Origin of the sequence: Pseudomonas sp. JUb52 (assembly GCF_004341115.1) — a bacterium.
In the GTDB taxonomy this organism is placed as follows: Bacteria; Pseudomonadota; Gammaproteobacteria; order Pseudomonadales; family Pseudomonadaceae; genus Chryseomonas; species Chryseomonas oryzihabitans.
Genome location: NZ_SLYS01000008.1, coordinates 83,619 through 100,504 on the forward strand (window position 1 = coordinate 83,619; position 16,886 = coordinate 100,504).

At 66.4% G+C, this 16,886-nt stretch carries 13 protein-coding genes; 5 read left to right on the top strand and 8 right to left on the bottom strand.

Annotation, left to right across the window (positions count from 1 at the left end; genetic code table 11):
• Positions 1 to 11: 11 nt before the first annotated feature.
• Positions 12 to 2,165, top strand: coding sequence for a mechanosensitive ion channel family protein (locus tag EC839_RS14795; protein WP_007162262.1), 2,154 nt, complete (start codon positions 12 to 14; stop codon positions 2,163 to 2,165).
• An 87-nt stretch (positions 2,166 to 2,252) separates the two neighbouring features.
• On the top strand, positions 2,253 to 2,903 hold the full coding sequence (locus tag EC839_RS14800) for an SGNH/GDSL hydrolase family protein (RefSeq protein ID WP_007162261.1): 651 nt from the start codon (positions 2,253 to 2,255) through the stop codon (positions 2,901 to 2,903).
• A gap of 172 nt (positions 2,904 to 3,075) precedes the next feature.
• Here EC839_RS14800 and tusA read toward each other — a convergent pair whose 3' ends face one another.
• Complete coding sequence (gene tusA / locus EC839_RS14805) at positions 3,076 to 3,315, bottom strand: sulfurtransferase TusA (protein WP_007162260.1); 240 nt, start codon at positions 3,313 to 3,315, stop codon at positions 3,076 to 3,078.
• 56 nt (positions 3,316 to 3,371) lie between these two features.
• Entirely contained in the window at positions 3,372 to 4,433 is a 1,062-nt protein-coding gene (gene rlmM, locus EC839_RS14810) for a 23S rRNA (cytidine(2498)-2'-O)-methyltransferase RlmM (RefSeq protein WP_007162259.1), read from the bottom strand.
• A 197-nt stretch (positions 4,434 to 4,630) separates the two neighbouring features.
• Here rlmM and acnA point away from each other — a divergent pair, with 197 nt between their 5' ends.
• Positions 4,631 to 7,330 carry an aconitate hydratase AcnA gene (gene acnA, locus EC839_RS14815; RefSeq protein ID WP_007162258.1) on the top strand — a complete coding sequence of 900 codons (2,700 nt, stop codon included), beginning with the start codon at positions 4,631 to 4,633 and terminating at the stop codon, positions 7,328 to 7,330.
• 241 nt (positions 7,331 to 7,571) lie between these two features.
• Here the strand turns inward: acnA and EC839_RS14820 are convergent, their stop codons facing one another.
• The 5 genes from EC839_RS14820 to EC839_RS14840 form a co-directional block, all read right to left on the bottom strand.
• Entirely contained in the window at positions 7,572 to 8,255 is a 684-nt protein-coding gene (locus tag EC839_RS14820; RefSeq protein ID WP_007162257.1) for a TerC family protein, read from the bottom strand.
• Between the two features lie 179 nt (positions 8,256 to 8,434).
• Positions 8,435 to 9,172, bottom strand: coding sequence for a transporter substrate-binding domain-containing protein (locus EC839_RS14825; RefSeq protein WP_039976256.1), 738 nt, complete (start codon positions 9,170 to 9,172; stop codon positions 8,435 to 8,437).
• Positions 9,173 to 9,395: 223 nt separating this feature from the next.
• Complete coding sequence (locus EC839_RS14830; protein WP_007162255.1) at positions 9,396 to 9,998, bottom strand: trans-aconitate 2-methyltransferase; 603 nt, start codon at positions 9,996 to 9,998, stop codon at positions 9,396 to 9,398.
• 161 nt (positions 9,999 to 10,159) lie between these two features.
• On the bottom strand, positions 10,160 to 11,248 hold the full coding sequence (sfnG, locus tag EC839_RS14835) for a dimethylsulfone monooxygenase SfnG (protein WP_007162254.1): 1,089 nt from the start codon (positions 11,246 to 11,248) through the stop codon (positions 10,160 to 10,162).
• Between the two features lie 209 nt (positions 11,249 to 11,457).
• Positions 11,458 to 12,120 carry an alpha/beta family hydrolase gene (locus tag EC839_RS14840; RefSeq protein ID WP_007162253.1) on the bottom strand — a complete coding sequence of 221 codons (663 nt, stop codon included), beginning with the start codon at positions 12,118 to 12,120 and terminating at the stop codon, positions 11,458 to 11,460.
• Positions 12,121 to 12,232: 112 nt separating this feature from the next.
• On the opposite strand from EC839_RS14840, the gene hemN reads away from it, so the two are divergent.
• Positions 12,233 to 13,615, top strand: a complete 1,383-nt coding sequence (hemN, locus tag EC839_RS14845) for an oxygen-independent coproporphyrinogen III oxidase (protein ID WP_007162252.1) — start codon at positions 12,233 to 12,235, stop codon at positions 13,613 to 13,615.
• A gap of 63 nt (positions 13,616 to 13,678) precedes the next feature.
• A complete protein-coding gene (fnr, locus tag EC839_RS14850) occupies positions 13,679 to 14,410 on the top strand; it encodes a fumarate/nitrate reduction transcriptional regulator Fnr (protein WP_007162251.1) in 732 nt (243 codons plus the stop codon).
• 38 nt (positions 14,411 to 14,448) lie between these two features.
• Here fnr and EC839_RS14855 read toward each other — a convergent pair whose 3' ends face one another.
• Complete coding sequence (locus EC839_RS14855) at positions 14,449 to 16,866, bottom strand: TonB-dependent siderophore receptor (RefSeq protein WP_007162250.1); 2,418 nt, start codon at positions 16,864 to 16,866, stop codon at positions 14,449 to 14,451.
• Positions 16,867 to 16,886: the final 20 nt, after the last annotated feature.

The window sequence follows — 16,886 nt, forward strand, 5'->3', positions numbered from 1 at the left end:
GTGCGGCTTCGATGATCTTTCGCCTGCTACAACTTCTCTGTCTCTGCTTTCTGCTCATCGGCCCGGTTCAGGCCGCCCTGCCCGGACTGCCGGGCGCCCAGAAGGACCAGGTCGACCCGCAATTCGGCCAGTCCCTGGACCAGGTCATCAAGACCCTGGAGAGCGATCAACAGCGCAATCGCCTGCTGGCGGATCTCAAGAAGCTGCAAGCAGCGCAGAACAAGGCCGAGCCCAGCGCCTCCCAGGGCGTGATCGGGCTGATCACCGATACTCTGACGGTGGTAGAGCAGCAGCTGCAGCGCGACAACCTGCGCGAACGCTGGCAATACCAGCTGGACCAGGCCGGCGCCGAGCTGGCCGCCCTGGCGCCAGCGCCCGAGCAACGCCTCAACCTGCTCTCCGGCTTCGTCGTCACCCTGGCCTTCTGGGCCGGTTGCGCCCTGGGCCTGAAGACCATCAGCCATCGCCTGCGGGTGAGATTCGGACTGTCCGAGGAATTGCCGCTCAGGCCGCGCACCCTCGACCTGCTCCGTTTCGCCCTGCGCAAGCTGGCGCCCTGGCTGCTGGCCTTCATCCTGACCCTGGTGGTGTCGCTGTGGCTGCCGGATTCGCTGGGCAAGACGGTGGCCGTCGCCCTGGCCTATGCCGCGGTCACCGGCCCGCTGTTCGCCGCTACCGTGGTAGTGATCTGCTCACTGCCCAGCGGCGCCCATCGCAGTCGCGCCCTGCTGATCCTGCGCCGACGCGCCTTCCGCCCGCTGTGGATCATCGGCAGCCTGGCCGCCCTGGGCGGCGCCGCCAGCGATCCGCACCTGGCCGAGACCCTGGGGCCACACCTGGCCGCCGTCATCGCCATCGGGGCCAACATCTGCGCGGCGCTGCTCACCGCCCAGTTCGCCCTGAGATTCCGCCGGCCCATCGCCCACCTGATCCGCAACCAGCCGCTGGCCAAGCGCCAGGCGCTGCACGGTCTGCAGGGCGTACGCCACCTGATCGCCCGGCTCTGGCACCTGCCGCTGCTGATCCTGGTGGCGGTCTCGGTGGTCGCCACCTTCGTCTCCGCCGGCGATACCAGCGACGCCCTGCGCCGGGCGCTACTGTTCGCCGTGACCATGGGCGCCGCCCTGGGCCTCAACGCCCTGGTGCGGGCGCGACTGCTGCACCGGCGCCATCACGGCCGAATCCAGGAGGCCTATGCCGAACGGCTGCGCGCCTTCTTCGTGCTGGTGCTGGGCATCGCCATCTGGCTGGTGGGCATCGAGTTGGCGCTGCGCGCCTGGAATCTCTCGCTGCTCAGATTCAGCCAGGGCGATGGCCATGTGGTGGCCAGCAAGTTCTTTGGCCTGGGCGGTACCCTGCTGCTGGCCTGGCTGGTGTGGATCCTCGCCGACACCGCCATCCACCGCGGCCTCAACCTGCACCGCGTCAGCCCCAACAACGCCCGTGCCCAGACCATGTTGCCGCTGATCCGCAACGTGCTGTTCCTGACCATCTTCGTCATCGCCCTGATCGTCGCCCTGGCCAACATGGGCGTGAACGTCACCCCGCTGCTGGCCGGTGCCGGCGTCATCGGCCTGGCGGTCGGCTTTGGCGCCCAAAGTCTGGTGGCCGATCTCATCACCGGGTTGTTCATCATCATCGAGGACTCCCTGGCGATTGGCGACTACGTCGACGTCGGCAACCACCTGGGTACCGTCGAAGGCCTGACCATCCGCACCGTGCGGCTGCGGGACATCGACGGCATCGTCCACACCATCCCCTTCAGCGAGATCAAGAGCATCCAGAACTACTCGCGCCAGTTCGGCTACGCCATCTTCCGCCTGCCGATTCCCCAGGCGCTGTCGGTGGACAAGGCCATCGAGATGGTTCAGGAGGTCGGTCGCTCGTTGCGCCAGGATCCACTGATGGGGCGGGACATCTGGTCGCCGCTGGAACTGCAAGGGGTGGAGAGCTTCGATTCGGGCATGGCGATCCTGAGATTCCGCTTCAAGACCGCGCCGATCAAGCAGTGGGACGTCTCGCGGGCCTTCAACCTCAGGCTCAAGCGCTACCTCGACGAAGCCGGTATCGAACTGGCCTCGCCACGCATGAACGTGCGCTACGAAGTCGGCGGCTCGCCGCTGGAGCAGGCGACGCGGGGCGAGCAGGCGCCGACCGAGGGCTGACCCGGCTGCGCTGGCACGACCACCGGCCCTCGCGACCTGCAGAAATAGCCTCTAGGGTGGGGTGACCTGTCCCAACGAGGCTTTCCCATGCCCCTGCGTACCCTGCTCTGCTATGGCGACTCCAACACCCACGGCACCCGCCCCCTGACCCAGCCCGGCGTGCTCGAACGCTTCAGCTGGGACGAGCGCTGGACCGGCGTCCTGGCCCGCGGGTTGGGCGCCGACTGGCGGGTGATCGAGGAAGGCCTGCCCGCTCGCACCACGGTGCACGACGACCCCATCGACGGCCACCACAAGAACGGCCTCACCTATCTCAGGCCCTGCCTGGAGAGCCAGCTGCCGGTGGACGTCCTGCTGCTGATGCTGGGCACCAACGACCTCAAGGCGCGGCTGTCGGTGACGCCGGCGGACATTGCCAGCGCCTTGCAGGTACTGTTGGAAGAGATCAGGCGCTGCAGCGCCGGTCCGGGCGGTGCCCAGCCCAGGCTCATCGTGATGGCCCCGGCGCCCATCGAGGAAGTGGGCTTCCTTGGCGAGATCTTCGCCGACGGTGCGGCCAAGTCTCGCGAGCTGGCCGCACGGTATCGCCAGGTGGCCGAAGCCCAGGGCGCGACCTTCGTCGACGCCGGAGAACTCATCCGGGTGAGCCCGGTGGACGGCGTGCATTTCGAGGCGGACCAGCATCGGCGGCTGGGGGAGCACCTGACGGGCGTGGTCAGAGGTGTCGCTGGTCACTGAGCGTAAGGTGGACAAGGGTGCAGCCTTGTCCACCGGTTCGGGGCATACAGTGGAAAACGCTGCGCGGTTTTCCACGTTACGGCTTGCTTGGCATCGGCCTGTTGGGCTTCGACGAGGGAGCCGTCTCAACCCAATCTACGGCTGACTCCCTGTGTAGGAGCGGTGCCTGGCCTCACTCCTCCTTCTTGCGAATCCAGTACAGATAACGCCCTTCCCCTTCGCTCTTTTCCACCAGTTCATGGCCGAGGAAGACGCAGAACTTGGGGATGTCGCGCTGGGTGGAGGGGTCGGTGGCGATGACCTTGAGCAGGGCGCCGGGGGCGATGTCGCGCACCTTGTTGTGCAACATCATCACCGGCTCCGGGCAGTTCAGCCCGCTGGCGTCGAGGGTGGCATCGGCTTCGAGGGTCATGGGGTCTCCAGGGATAGAACGGTTACAGCGATCTGCATTCAGAGCCTGACGGCGGCCTAGGGTTTCCGATCCAGCCGGCGCAAATGACAGGTCACTTCCTCGCGATCGTGATAGAGCTGCTTGCAGCCGATGGTGACGCGCTGGCCGCGACCGGCGAAATGCGCGTGCAGGCGCTCGAGGATGCCGGCCACTTCGCGATAACGCTGCTTCATCGGCAGCTTGAGATTGACCACCGCCTCGCGGCAATGGCCCTCGCCGATCCAGCGCTCGATCAGCGCGGCGGTACGCGCCGGTTTCTCGACGATATCGCAGACCATCCAGTCGACCGGGTGCTTGGGCACGAAGGCGTAGCCGTCGACCTGCAGGTGCTCCACGAGGCCGCTGTCCATCAGCGCCTCGTTCATGGGGCCGTTGTCCACCGCCGTCACCAGCATCTCGCGAGCCACCAGCTGCCAGGTCCAGCCGCCCGGGGCGGCGCCCAGATCCACGGCGCGCATCTCGGACGACAGCCGCGTTTCCCAGTCGGCACGGGGGATGAAGTGGTGCCAGGCCTCTTCCAGCTTGAGGGTCGAGCGACTGGGGGCCTCGCGCGGGAATCTCAGCCGCGGGATGCCCATGGGCCAGAGCGCGGCGTTGTCCGGCTCGACCAGGCCGACGAAGACCTCGCGCCCGCTGAGAAAGGTCAGCTGCAGGCGTGGCGCCCGGGCATCGTCCACCAGGCGGCCGGCCTTGCGCAGGGCCAGGGTCAGGGGGCGTTCGAACTTCTTGCAGAAGGTGGAGAGCGCCTTGCCGTCGTTGGTGTCGGGCATCTCCAGGGCCAAGCTGCCGCAGACGGGATAGTCCGCCAGCAACTCGAGCAGCGGACCGATGCGATCCTGCTCGGGCAGGCTGAGAAAGGCGCCGCGCGACCACTGGCGGGGAAAGATCAGCTCGGCGAAGCTGAGCTGCTGCATCAGCCGCGCCGCGTCCGCCGCGTCGCCGCAGACGAATTCGGCATAGGCCGCGCCCGGCTTGCCCTTGGCGTAGCCGGCCACGCCGAGCAGCGCCGCCCGTTCGCCGAGCTCGGCGCAGACCTCGCCTTCGAATCCGGTACGGCACAGCAGCAACAGGGTATTCACGACAGGGCTTCCTCAAGGGGTCACGCAGGGCGCGCACTATACCCCAGCGCGCCCACTGGGGAACGCCGGCGGCGCCTATCGGTCCAGTACTACACCTAGAAAAATCAGTCCGCCCAGCGCTAGTTCGGCTCTCTTTCACCTTTCGAGGCCCGAACGGCCAGCGGGCAACCGTCGAAACGTCGATTAGGAGACCCCTGATGCCAGCCCTGGACAGCCTCAACAGCCTCAAGACCCTGCAGGTCGGCGAGCGCACCTATCACTACTACAGCCTGCCCGATGCGGCCAAGACCCTGGGCAATCTCGACCAGTTGCCCAAGTCGCTCAAGGTGCTGCTGGAGAACCTGCTGCGCTGGGAAGACAACCAGACCGTCACCGGCGAAGACCTCCAGGCCCTGGCCGACTGGACCAAGACCCGCTCCGCCGACCGCGAGATCCAGTACCGCCCCGCCCGTGTACTGATGCAGGATTTCACCGGCGTACCTGCGGTGGTCGACCTGGCTGCCATGCGCGAAGCCGTGGCCAAGGCCGGCGGCGATCCGCAGCGGATCAATCCGCTCTCCCCCGTCGACCTGGTGATCGACCACTCGGTGATGGTGGACCGCTACGCCAGCGAGAACGCCTATCACGAGAACGTCGAGATCGAGATGGAGCGCAATGGCGAGCGCTACGCCTTCCTGCGCTGGGGCCAGAACGCCTTCGACAACTTCCGCGTGGTGCCACCGGGCACCGGCATCTGCCACCAGGTCAACCTGGAATACCTGGGCCGCAGCGTCTGGACCAAGGACGAAGACGGCCGCACCTATGCCTTCCCCGACACCCTGGTGGGTACCGACTCCCACACCACCATGATCAATGGCCTGGGCGTGCTGGGCTGGGGCGTGGGCGGCATCGAGGCCGAGGCGGCCATGCTCGGCCAGCCGGTGTCCATGCTGATCCCCGAGGTGGTGGGCTTCAAGCTGACCGGCAAGCTGCGCGAGGGCATCACCGCCACCGACCTGGTACTGACCGTGACCCAGATGCTGCGCAAGAAGGGCGTCGTGGGCAAATTCGTCGAGTTCTTCGGCGATGGCCTGGCTACCCTGCCCCTGGCCGATCGCGCCACCATCGGCAACATGGCCCCGGAATACGGCGCCACCTGCGGCTTCTTCCCAGTCGACCAGATCACCCTGGACTATCTGCGCCTGTCCGGTCGCCCCGAGGAAACCGTGCAGCTGGTGGAGGCCTACACCCAGGCCCAGGGCCTGTGGCGCAATCCAGGCGACGAGCCGGTATTCACCGATGTGCTGGAACTGGACATGGGCGAAGTCCAGTCCAGCCTGGCCGGTCCCAAGCGGCCCCAGGATCGCGTGCTGCTCGGCGAGGTGGCCAAGACCTTTGGCGACTTCACCGCCCTGGCACCGAAAAAGGCCGAGGCCGCCAAGGTCGGCAGCAGCGTCGAGGTCCAGCTCGATGGCCAGACCTTCCAGCTGGAGGACGGCGCCGTGGTCATCGCCGCCATCACCTCCTGCACCAACACTTCCAACCCCAACGTTATGATGGCTGCCGGTCTGCTGGCGAAGAAGGCCGCCGAGAAAGGGCTGATGCGCAAGCCCTGGGTCAAGTCGTCCCTCGCCCCGGGCTCCAAGGTGGTGACCGACTACTACAACGCTGCCGGCCTCACGCCCTATCTCAACGACCTCGGCTTCGACCTGGTCGGCTACGGCTGCACCACCTGCATCGGCAACTCCGGTCCGCTGCTCGATCCGATCGAGAAAGCCATTCAGGACGCCGACCTCACCGTAGCCTCGGTGCTGTCCGGCAACCGCAACTTCGAAGGCCGGGTGCATCCCCTGGTCCGTACCAACTGGCTGGCGTCGCCGCCGCTGGTGGTGGCCTATGCCCTGGCCGGCAGCGTGAAGGTCGACCTGACCCAGGAGCCGCTGGGCACCGGCAGCGATGGTCAGCCGGTCTATCTGAAGGACGTCTGGCCCACCCAGCAGGAAGTGGCCGACGCCGTGCAGAAGCTCGACACCGCCATGTTCCACAAGCAATACGGCGCCGTGTTCGACGGCGACGAGAAGTGGCAGGCCATCCAGGTGCCGGACGCCGAGACCTACGTCTGGGACGCCGACTCCACCTACATCCAGAATCCGCCGTTCTTCGAGGGCATCGCCGGCGATCCGCCCCGCATCGCCGATATCCACGACGCCCGCATCCTGGCGCTGCTGGGCGATTCGGTCACCACCGACCACATCTCCCCCGCCGGCAACATCAAGAAGGACAGCCCCGCCGGCCGCTATCTGGCCGAGCATGGCGTGGACTACGCCGACTTCAACTCCTATGGCTCCCGCCGCGGCAATCACGAAGTCATGATGAGAGGCACCTTCGCCAACATCCGCATCAAGAACGAGATGCTCGGTGGCGAGGAAGGCGGCAATACCTTCCATGTCCCCTCCGGTGAAAAGCTGTCGATCTACGACGCGGCCATGAAGTACGAGCTGGAAAACACCCCGCTGGTGATCATCGCCGGCAAGGAATACGGCACCGGGTCCTCCCGTGACTGGGCGGCCAAGGGCACCAACCTGCTGGGCGTGAAAGCCGTGGTCGCCGAGAGCTTCGAGCGTATCCACAGATCCAACTTGGTGGGCATGGGCGTGCTGCCGTTGCAGTTCAAGGACGGCGTGGATCGCAAGTCCCTGGGGCTGACCGGCAAGGAGAAGATCGCCGTGCTGGGCATCGACGGCGTCGAATTGCGTCCGCGCATGCCGCTGACCCTGGAAGTCACCCGCGAGGACGGCAGCCGCGAAAGCGTGGAAGTGCTCTGCCGCATCGACACGCTCAACGAGGTGAGCTACTTCAAGGCCGGCGGCATCCTGCACTACGTGCTGCGGGAGTTCCTGGACAAGCCGGCGGCTTGAGCCGGCGACAACGGACGCCCGGCAGCCTGGCTGCCGGGCGTTTTGCTGTGTAGCGAATTGCCTGGGCTTACTGCAGAGCTTCCGTAGGAGCGGCCCATGGCCGCGATCCATCCATACCTAGCAGGCCAGCGCCGCGGACGTCATCGGCTTCGACGATAGAACCGTCTCAACCCAACCTGTTCGAAACGTCGTGAGGTAGCGCCGTAAGAGCCGCAAGTCTGCGGCTCTACCGTAGTAGGATTCAGGGGGTCACGGCTCGTCGCGCAAGCAGATGACCTACCGCGAGGACGACCAGCGCTCCAACGGCTCCGGCCACATAGGGCACCCAATGCAGGTCGGCGAATGCCAACCACGCCTGGAGAAGCTCGTCGCTGGCGATCAGCTTGCCGGCGATCCAGCCCAGCAGGGCCGCGCCTGCCACCACCAGCCAGCGAAACTTTTCCATGAGCTTCAGGATGAGCTGGCTGCCAAAGATGATGATGGGGATGCTGATGAGCACCCCGGCGACGGCCAGGCCCAGGTGCCCCTGGGCGGCGCCGGCCACGGCGATGACGTTGTCCAGGCTCATCACCACGTCGGCCACCATGATGATCCAGATCGCCTGGCCCAGGGTGGTACCGGCCTTGACGTCGGCCTCTTCGTCTTCGGGCACCAGCAGCTTGATGCCGATCCACAGCAGCAGGACGCCACCCACCACCTTGAGCAGCGGCCAACCCAGCACATAGCTGGCGACGAACAGCAGCAGGATGCGCAGGATCACGGCACCGGCAACACCGCCGAGAATGGCCTTGCGGCGCTGCGCGTCAGGCAGCCGGCGACAGGCTAGGGCAATCACCACGGCGTTGTCGCCGCCGAGGAGGATGTCGATGATGACGATCTGCAGGAGACTGGTAAGAAAGGCGGGATCGGACAGTGTAGCGAACAAGGGCGACCTCAGAACGAAGGGGCTGGGATAGGCGTTTGGCAGCGGGGTGCGGCGATGATTTCATCCAGCCGCCGCTGGAACGCCAAGAATAGCGACCCAAGCTGTCATCTAACCGACAAATCTCCGTCGCGGGTCGATTCCTTTTCCACTCGCCCGACCCCACCGTCGGAGCGAGTGCCTCAGACGTCGGTCGACGGTCTGCCGATCCGAACCGCGCCCTGGCCGCTGGCAGCGAGCTCGCGGGCGACCAGGCCATTGCGCAGTTGCTCATCGAGAAAGCCCTGCACGAAGGCTGCCGCAGCGTCACGCCCCCTGGGGACGGCCATGGCCTGACGAATCTCGGTGAAGCTGTCGGCCAGCACCCGATAGCCCGAGTGGGCCGCGGCATAGGCCTCCAGCGGTTGGCGCACGCCGGCGGCGGCATCCAGGCGCTGGCCGACGAACCAGTCGATGGCCGCTACCGACGTTGGCGCCCGTACCAGCTCCGCCTGGGTCAGGGTGCGGCTGAGATAGAGGTCATAGGCAGCGCCCTGCCCCACGGCGATACGGCGGTCGGCCTGATCCAGATCCGCAACACCAAGAGCGGGATCATCGTCGCGCAACAGATAGGTGCCCTCGATGATGACATAGGGTTCGCTGAAGGCGATCTGCGCCGCCCGCACCGGCTCTATGGCGAGAAAGGCCAGGTCCCAGGCGTTTTCGTCCAGGGCCGCGAAGACCTTGCCGGCGGCGTCGTAGGGGGTGAAGTGCACCGGCACGCCCAATTGCTCGGTCAAGGCCCGGGCCAGGGCTACCGAAACACCGGTTGGCGCGCCGTCGGCACCGCGCTGGGCCAGCACCGGATTGCCATAGTTGATCGCTGTACGCAGTACCCCCTGAGGGGCGAGTTCGGCCATTACCGCAGCGGATGGGGTCATGTCAGCTCCTTGAGAGGGAAACGTCTGCCGGACCAAAGATTGCCTCTTGCCGGAATTAAGGCAGTTGCATAGTGGTTCCTGTACGTCGGCTTTGCACACCTTTCTTCGGTGAAAGCAACAACCCTCTCCTTAGTCACGGCGGCTCGAGAATCCGGATCAGGCCGTTGGCATCCGCTACCTGCCAGGTTGAAAGGCACTCCCAATCACGGAGAGCAGGATGAGCTCAGACCTTTTCGACGACGAAGGCGCAGCGCCCCTTGTTCCGACCACCGTCGGGTGGCTCGAGCATTTCGTCGACGAGGATGCGCACGCCCAAGTCCTGCAGGAGCCCTCGCAGCACCTCGGGCGGATGGGAGTCGTAGAAGAACGGCTGGTCGAACATGGTATCGACGAAGGCCTCGTTAGCTGAGCCGCCCGCTGTCAGCATCAGCCGCCCCCCTTGTGGGAGCCCGGCAACCACCCGCGCCAGAAGGGTCGCGTGCCAGCGCCGCTCCAGATGGAACAGCGAATCCCACAGCAGCGCTCCCTGGTAGGGTTCGGCGCAGGCGTAGTTTTCCAGCCGCGCTTCGATCCAGCGCTGCTTGGGAAATTCCCGCCGCGCATGGGCCAGCATGGCGGCCGCCTGGTCAACACCGAGCACACGATGCCCTTGGGCGAGGATGGCGGCGGCGACCGGGGTGCCGGTGCCGCAGCCCAGATCCAGCAGGGTGGCGCCGGGTTCGAGCTTCTCTAGGAGCACATCCAGATAGCGACGCTCGTCGTCCCTGAGGCTGACGCGGACTTGGCGGAAGGTGTCGGCGATGGCGTTGTAGGAAGTCTTGTTCATGACGTCGGCTCCCTGGCTATTACCTGAGCCTAGCTCACCCTGGGAAAGGCTTCCGGCCTTGGGTCTCGCACTGAAGCTGTACCTGGCCGTTTTCGCCGCCTGGCCTCAGCTCACCCGGGTCATGCTGCGCCAACGCACCTGCGTTCCGGGTGAGCCCTATCCTAGGCCGCCTGGGCCGCGAGCCGGGCTTCGAGTTCGCGCACCAGCGGCAGCACCCGCCGGCCGAAGTACTCCACTTCCTCCTGGAAGTGCAGGAAGCCGGCCAGCACCAGGTCCACGCCCACCGCCTTGAGGGCGACGATGCGCTCGGCGATCTGCTCGGGGGTACCGATCAGGTTGGTCTTGAAGCCGTCGTTGTACTGCACCAGATCCTCGAAGCTGGACTTGGCCCAGTTGCCCTCGCCTTCCGGGCTGGCCGCGCCGGCATTGCGTGCCTCGTGGCCGAAGGCCTGGACCGCCTCGGGGTTGGCCTTGGCGATGATCTCGTCGAGCACCGCGCGGGCCTCGGCCTCGGTGTCCCGGGCGATGACGAAGGCGTTGACGCCGACCTTGATCGAGTGACCGTTCGCCCCGGCCTTGGCGCGCAGGTCCTCGACCTGGGCGCGGATGCCCTCGGGGGTGTTGCCGTTGGTGAAGTACCAGTCGGAGACCCGCGCCGCCATGTCCCGCGCCGCGCGGGAGCTGCCGCCCTGGAAGATCTCCGGATGCGGCTGCTGCAGCGGCTTGGGTTTCAGGGTGTAGTCGCGGAAGCGATAGAAGTCGCCGGCGAAGCTGAAGTTGTCCTGGGTCCAGATGCCCTTGAGGGCGCGGATGAATTCCTCGGAACGCCGATAGCGCTCGTCGTGGTCGAGCCAGGGCTCGCCGATGCCGTGGAATTCGCCCTTGAACCAGCCGGACACCAGGTTGATGGCGACCCGGCCATTGGTGAGCTGGTCGATGGTCGCCAGCTGCTTGGCCGCCAGCGCCGGATTCCAGGGGCCGGGCAGGATGGCGGCGATCACCTTGAGACGCTCGGTGGCGGCCAGCAGCGCATGGCTGAAGGCGACCGATTCATGCTGGTATTCGGCGCCGTAGCCGGCGGTGAAACGGATCTGCGTCAGGGCATAGTCGAAACCGGCCCGCTCGGCGAGCTGGGCCAGCTTGCGGTTGTAGTCGATGTCCCAGTGGGTGCGCTGCTCGATGGTGCTGACCACCAGGCCGCCGCTGACGTTGGGGACCCAATAGGCGAATTTGACGGGGTTCTGCGACATGCAAGGGTTCTCCGGGTTGGGCTCGCCGCGAGGGCGAGCGAAACAGTGACCCTGAGCCTTCAATCAAGAACCGAACCAAGTCCTTAACTCTTTTCAGATCAGTAACTTGGCATTAGAGGCAAGCTCATTCCACCTGTGGCCTGAGCTACAGCTGCCTGCCAGCTGTTGCCCTAGCAACAGGGTGGCCGGGAATCGACCAACCCGATCCATCAGGGTAGCGACCGCGTAATCGTCGCCCGCACGAAGTCCGCCACCCAGCCCGCCGTCTCCGCCAACGCCTGGGCTTGGCTCAGGCCACTGCTCTTGAGCGGCTTGAGATCATGGTCGGCGGTGGCGACCCACTGCACCTCGATAGTGGGCGCCAGGGCATAGCCGGCCACCTCCTCCCGCGTGCCCAAGGCATCCCGCTCGCCCTGGACGATCAGCGTCGGCGTGGCCAGGGTCGCCAGATGCTCGGTACGCAGCCGCTCGGGCTTGCCGGCCGGATGGAAGGGATAGCCCAGGCAGACGAGGCCCGCCGCGCCCAGTTCATCGGCCAGCAGACTGGCCATCCGCCCGCCCATGGACTTGCCCGCCAGCCACAACGGACCGCTTTCTGCCGCGCGCCAGGTGGCGACAATGGCCCGCCAGTGCTCCAGCAGGACCGGCGCCGGATTCGGCGGGCGGCGCCGGCCTTCGGCGCGGGCCCGCGCCATGTAGGGAAAGTCGAATCTCAGGGTGCGGATGTCGCGCCGCGCCAATGCCTCGGCCAGCTGCTCCATGAAGGGGCTGTCCATCCCTGCCCCCGCCCCATGGGCCAGCAACAGGGTCGCCAGCGGCGGACCCGCGGGTCGGCATTCGCGAAAGCTGTCGAGGTACAACTCGTCTGCCATGGGCTACTCCTCGTCCAAACGCCAAAGCTTAACCGGCTATCCATTGATCTGGATCAATAAAGCGCAGGCCGCGCCCCTCACACTGGGCACCTCGAAACCATTGGAGCCCGGCATGACAGCCGCCCTCGTCTGGGACGCCGACCTCATCGCCCGCTACGATCGCGCCGGCCCCCGCTACACCTCCTACCCCACGGCCGTGCAATTCCACGACGGCATCGGTCCCTTCGACCTGCTCGGCGCCCTGCGCCTGAGTCGCCAGGCCGGACGCCCGCTGTCGCTCTACTTGCACGTGCCCTTCTGCGCCAACATCTGCTACTACTGCGCCTGCAACAAGGTCATCACCAAGGACCGCAGCCGCAGCGTCGCCTACCTCCAGGCCCTGCGTCAGGAGATGGCCCTCACCAGCCGGCACCTGGACGGCGGGCAGCGGGTGGAACAGCTGCACCTCGGCGGCGGCACCCCGACCTTTCTCAATCCCATGCAGCTGCGCGAGCTGATGGCCGACCTGCGCCGGCACTTCACCCTGGCCGAGGGCGACCGGGGCGACTACTCCATCGAGATCGATCCGCGCGAAGCCGACTGGAGCACCATGGGCCTGCTCCGCGAGCTGGGTTTCAACCGCGTCAGCTTCGGCGTCCAGGACCTCGACCTGCAGGTGCAGCTGGCGATCAATCGCCTGCAGCCCTTCGACGACACCCGTACCCTGGTGGAGGCCGCTCGCGCCCTCGACTATCGCTCCATCAACCTGGACCTCATCTACGGCTTGCCGCGGCAGACCCCGGCCAGCTTCGCCCACACCGTGGAGCGGGTGCTGGAATTGCAGCCGCATCGCCTGTCGGTGTTCAACTACGCCCATCTGCCGCAGCGCTTTCCGCCGCAACGGCGCATCGAAGCCAGCGAACTGCCGGACCCCGCGGCCAAGCTGGAGATGCTGCAGCGAACCGTGGAACAGCTGCTGGCAGCGGGTTATCGCTACATCGGCATGGATCACTTCGCTCTGCCCGACGACGACCTGGCCATCGCCCAGGAAGACGGCACCTTGCAGCGCAATTTCCAGGGCTACACCACCCACGGCCACTGCGACCTGCTGGGCCTGGGCGTCTCCGCCATCAGCCAGGTCGGCGAGGTGCTCTGCCAGAACACCCCCGATCTCGCCCGCTACCAGGAACGCCTGGGTCAGGGCGAACTGGCAGTGGCCCGCGGCCTGCGCCGTTCGCGGGACGACCGCATCCGCGGCGCGGTGATCGCCCAGCTGATCTGCCACTTCCAGCTGGATTTCGCCGCCATCGAGCGCAGCTGCGAGCTGGATTTCCGCCAGTACTTCGCCGACGCCTGGCCGCACCTCGAGGCCATGGCCGCCGACGGCCTGATCCGCCTCGATGCGCGCGGCCTGCAGGTGCTGGCGCCGGGCCGCCTGCTGATCCGCGCCCTGTGCATGCTGTTCGACCGCTATCTGCCAGGCCACGACAATCAGCGCTTTTCCCGGGTGATATGACCCATGCCTGCCACGACTGCTAAAGTTAGACTTTTGGAACCAGACGAGAAGCGACCCTCCCCCATGACCGAGCCCCTCAAGCTGCGCAACGCCCAGGCCCATTGCAAGGATTGCAGCCTCGCCTCGCTGTGCCTGCCGCTGTCGCTCGATCTGAAAGACCTGGACGCCCTCGACCAGATCGTCAAGCGCGGCCGGCCGCTGGCCAAGGGTGACCACCTGTTCCGGCAGGGCGATACCTTCGGCTCGGTCTATGCGGTGCGCTCCGGCGCCCTACGCACCAGCAGCCTGAGCGATGCCGGCGAGGAGCAGATCACCGGCTTCCACCTGCCCAGCGAACTGGTCGGCCTGTCGGGCATGGACACCGAGCGCTATCCGGTCTCGGCCCGGGCGCTGGAGACCACCACCGTCTGCGAGATCCCCTTCGAGCGCCTGGACGAACTCTCCGAGCAGCTGCCGCAACTACGCCGCCAGCTCTTGCGGGTGATGAGCCGGGAGATCCGCGACGACCAGCAGATGATGGTGCTCTTGTCGAAGAAGAGCGCCGACGAGCGCATCGCCACCTTCCTGGTCAATCTTTCCGCGCGCTTCCATGCCCGCGGTTTTTCCGCCCAGCAATTCCGCCTGAGCATGTCGCGCAACGAGATCGGCAACTTCCTCGGCCTGGCGGTGGAAACCGTGTCGCGCGTCTTCACCCGCTTCCAGCAGAGCGGGGTGCTGGCGGCCGAAGGCAAGGAGGTGCGCATCCTCGATTCCGCCCGCCTCTGCGCCCTGGCCGGCGGTCAGCTGGAAGGCTGAGGCCAGGGGTCCTGCCTGAGCGGCAGGACCCCTGGCCCCTAGAAGCTGTAGCTGACCGTCGCGGTCACGTTGCGCTCCTCGCCGAAGTAGCAGAAGTCTAGGCTGTAGCAGGACGCCACATAGTCCTTGCCCAGCACGTTGTTGGCATTGACCCACGCCGTGAGCCCCGGCAGTCCCAGGCGGGTGAAGTCATAGGCGAGCATGGCGTCCACCAGGGTGTAGGCCGGTACCTTGCGCGTATTGGCCTTGTCCGCCCAGCTGGTGCCCACGTAGCGGGCCCCGGCGCCGACGCTGAAGCCCGCCAGGGGTCCCGCCAGCTCGTATTGCCCCCACAGCGACGCCTGGTGCCGCGGCGCCTGATTCGGCGTATTGCCCTGGGTGCCGTCCAGCGCCTGGGTGTACTCGATGTCGGTGAAGGTGTAGCTGCCCAGCAGCTTGAGCCGCTCAGCCAGTTGCAGATGGCCCTCCAGCTCCAGGCCCCGGGAGCGGATCTCGCCCACCGAGGAATAGAAGTCTTCCTGGGGCAGCTTGGTCGCCACGTTTTCCTGGGTGATGTGGAACAGCGAGGCGGTGTAGAAGCTGGCGCTGCCCGGCGGCTGGTATTTCAGGCCCAGCTCCCACTGCTTGCCCTCGGTGGGCTCCAGCGGATTGCCCGCCGCATCGTTGTAGGCATTGGGATTGAAGGAGGTGGAATAGCTCAGGTAGGGCGCCAGGCCGTTGTCGAACAGATAGAGCGCCCCGGCGCGCCCGCTGGCCTGGCCGCGGCGCGCGCTGCTGCGGGTACCCGCCTGGTGATCCTCGATGCCGATCTCCACCCAGTCCTGGCGCAGGCCGAGCGAAAAACGCCAGCGATCCAGTTCGATCAGATCCTGCAGGTAGACGCCGGTCTGCTCCAGTTCGCGGCGATATTCGCTGCCCGGGTAGACGGTCACCTGGCCACCGTAGCTCGGTTCGAAGGCGTCCAGCGGATCTGCCGTGCCACTGGGCCAGTCGACGTGGGTCCAGCGGCGCTGGTAGTCCAGGCCAGCCAATAGGGTATGGCGACTGCCCGCCCAGTCGAAGTCCGCCTGCACCAGGTTGTCCAGGGTATAGGCGTGCAGATTCTCGCGGCCGCCGGAGTAGTAGCGATTGAGCAGGTCGCTGCTGCCGACATAGCCGTAGCCATAGACCTGCTCCAGCTCGACCCGCGACTTGGCATAGCGGAAATTCTGCCGCGCGCTCCAGACGTCGTTGAAGCTGTGCTCGAACTGATAGCCGACCATCTGCTGGGTCCGCTCGAACTTGTCGTGATCGGGCTCGCCGTCGAAGAAGTGGTTGCTGATGTAGCGGCCATTGCGGCGATAGAGGCTGCCTTCGGCGGGGACGCCACTGTGGTAGCCGCCATCCGGATCCTTTTGCAGATAGGCCTGCAGGGTCAGGGTGGTGTCGTCGCTCAGGTCGATGGCCAGACTGGGCGCCAGCGCATAGCGCTCTTCCTCCACGTGATCGAACTGGGTGTCGCTGTGCTGGGCCAGCCCCACCAGGCGATAGGCGATATGCCCCTCCTCGTCCAGCGGTCCGCCGAAATCGAAACCGGCGCCGCGCTGGCCGAGATTGCCCAGGGTGGCCTGGACCTGGTGGTAGGGCTGGTACAGCGGCTTCTTGCTGGTCAGGGCCACCAGGCCGCCCGGCAGGCTGCGGCCATAGAGCACCGAGGCCGGTCCCTTCACCACGTCGATGCGTTCGAGGAAATAGGGATCGACCTGCAGCGAGCTGAAGGTGCCGCTGTCGCCCATGGTCTTGAGGCCGTCGAGAAAGACGTTGTCGACGCTGTTGTCGGCGAAGCCGCGCATCACCACGTAGTCGTAGCGATTGGAGGCGCCGATCTGGCCGGTGAAGATCCCCGGGGTGTACCTCATGGCCTGCTGCACGGTCTTGGCGCCCTGGTCATCGATCTGCTCGCGGGTCACCACCGAGACCGACTGGGAGGTTTCCAGCAATCCCTTGCTGGTCTTGGTGGCCACGTCGCTGTGGGTCGCCAGGTAGCCATCGGTCTCGCCCAGGGCATTGCCCAGGGTGAAGCCGGTCACCGTGGTCTCGCTGAGGGAGGTCACACCGCTCGCGGGTATGGCCTCTAGGCGATAGCTGTCATCCGCCTGGCGCACCGCCTGCAGGCCACTGCCCTGGAGGATCTGCTGGAAGCCCTCGGCCGGCGTGTAGCGACCCTGCAGGCCCGGACTGCGCCGACCTTCCAGCCCCTGGGCGGGGGCCGACAGCAGTACACCGCTCTGGGCGGCGAAGGTGCTCACCACCGTGGCCAGACTGCCCGCCTCGATGCGGTATTCCTGCGCCAGGGGCACCGCCTGGGCCAGGCCCTGGGACGTGGCCAGGCCGGTGATGCCCAGTGGCATGGCCAGGGCGAAGACGCGCAGGGCGCGGCGCAGCGGATGCAGGGTGAAACGGGTTTGGCGATGCATGAGGGGCCTCGAAGCGGAGA

Coding starts and splice junctions, on each gene's coding strand:
- EC839_RS14795 (WP_007162262.1), top strand. CDS start 12: ATGATCTTTCGCCTGCTACAACTTCTCTGTCTCTGCTTTCTGCTCATC.
- EC839_RS14800 (WP_007162261.1), top strand. CDS start 2,253: ATGCCCCTGCGTACCCTGCTCTGCTATGGCGACTCCAACACCCACGGC.
- tusA (WP_007162260.1), bottom strand. CDS start 3,315: ATGACCCTCGAAGCCGATGCCACCCTCGACGCCAGCGGGCTGAACTGC.
- acnA (WP_007162258.1), top strand. CDS start 4,631: ATGCCAGCCCTGGACAGCCTCAACAGCCTCAAGACCCTGCAGGTCGGC.
- EC839_RS14825 (WP_039976256.1), bottom strand. CDS start 9,172: ATGACCCCATCCGCTGCGGTAATGGCCGAACTCGCCCCTCAGGGGGTA.
- EC839_RS14830 (WP_007162255.1), bottom strand. CDS start 9,998: ATGAACAAGACTTCCTACAACGCCATCGCCGACACCTTCCGCCAAGTC.
- sfnG (WP_007162254.1), bottom strand. CDS start 11,248: ATGTCGCAGAACCCCGTCAAATTCGCCTATTGGGTCCCCAACGTCAGC.
- EC839_RS14840 (WP_007162253.1), bottom strand. CDS start 12,120: ATGGCAGACGAGTTGTACCTCGACAGCTTTCGCGAATGCCGACCCGCG.
- hemN (WP_007162252.1), top strand. CDS start 12,233: ATGACAGCCGCCCTCGTCTGGGACGCCGACCTCATCGCCCGCTACGAT.
- fnr (WP_007162251.1), top strand. CDS start 13,679: ATGACCGAGCCCCTCAAGCTGCGCAACGCCCAGGCCCATTGCAAGGAT.
- EC839_RS14855 (WP_007162250.1), bottom strand. CDS start 16,866: ATGCATCGCCAAACCCGTTTCACCCTGCATCCGCTGCGCCGCGCCCTG.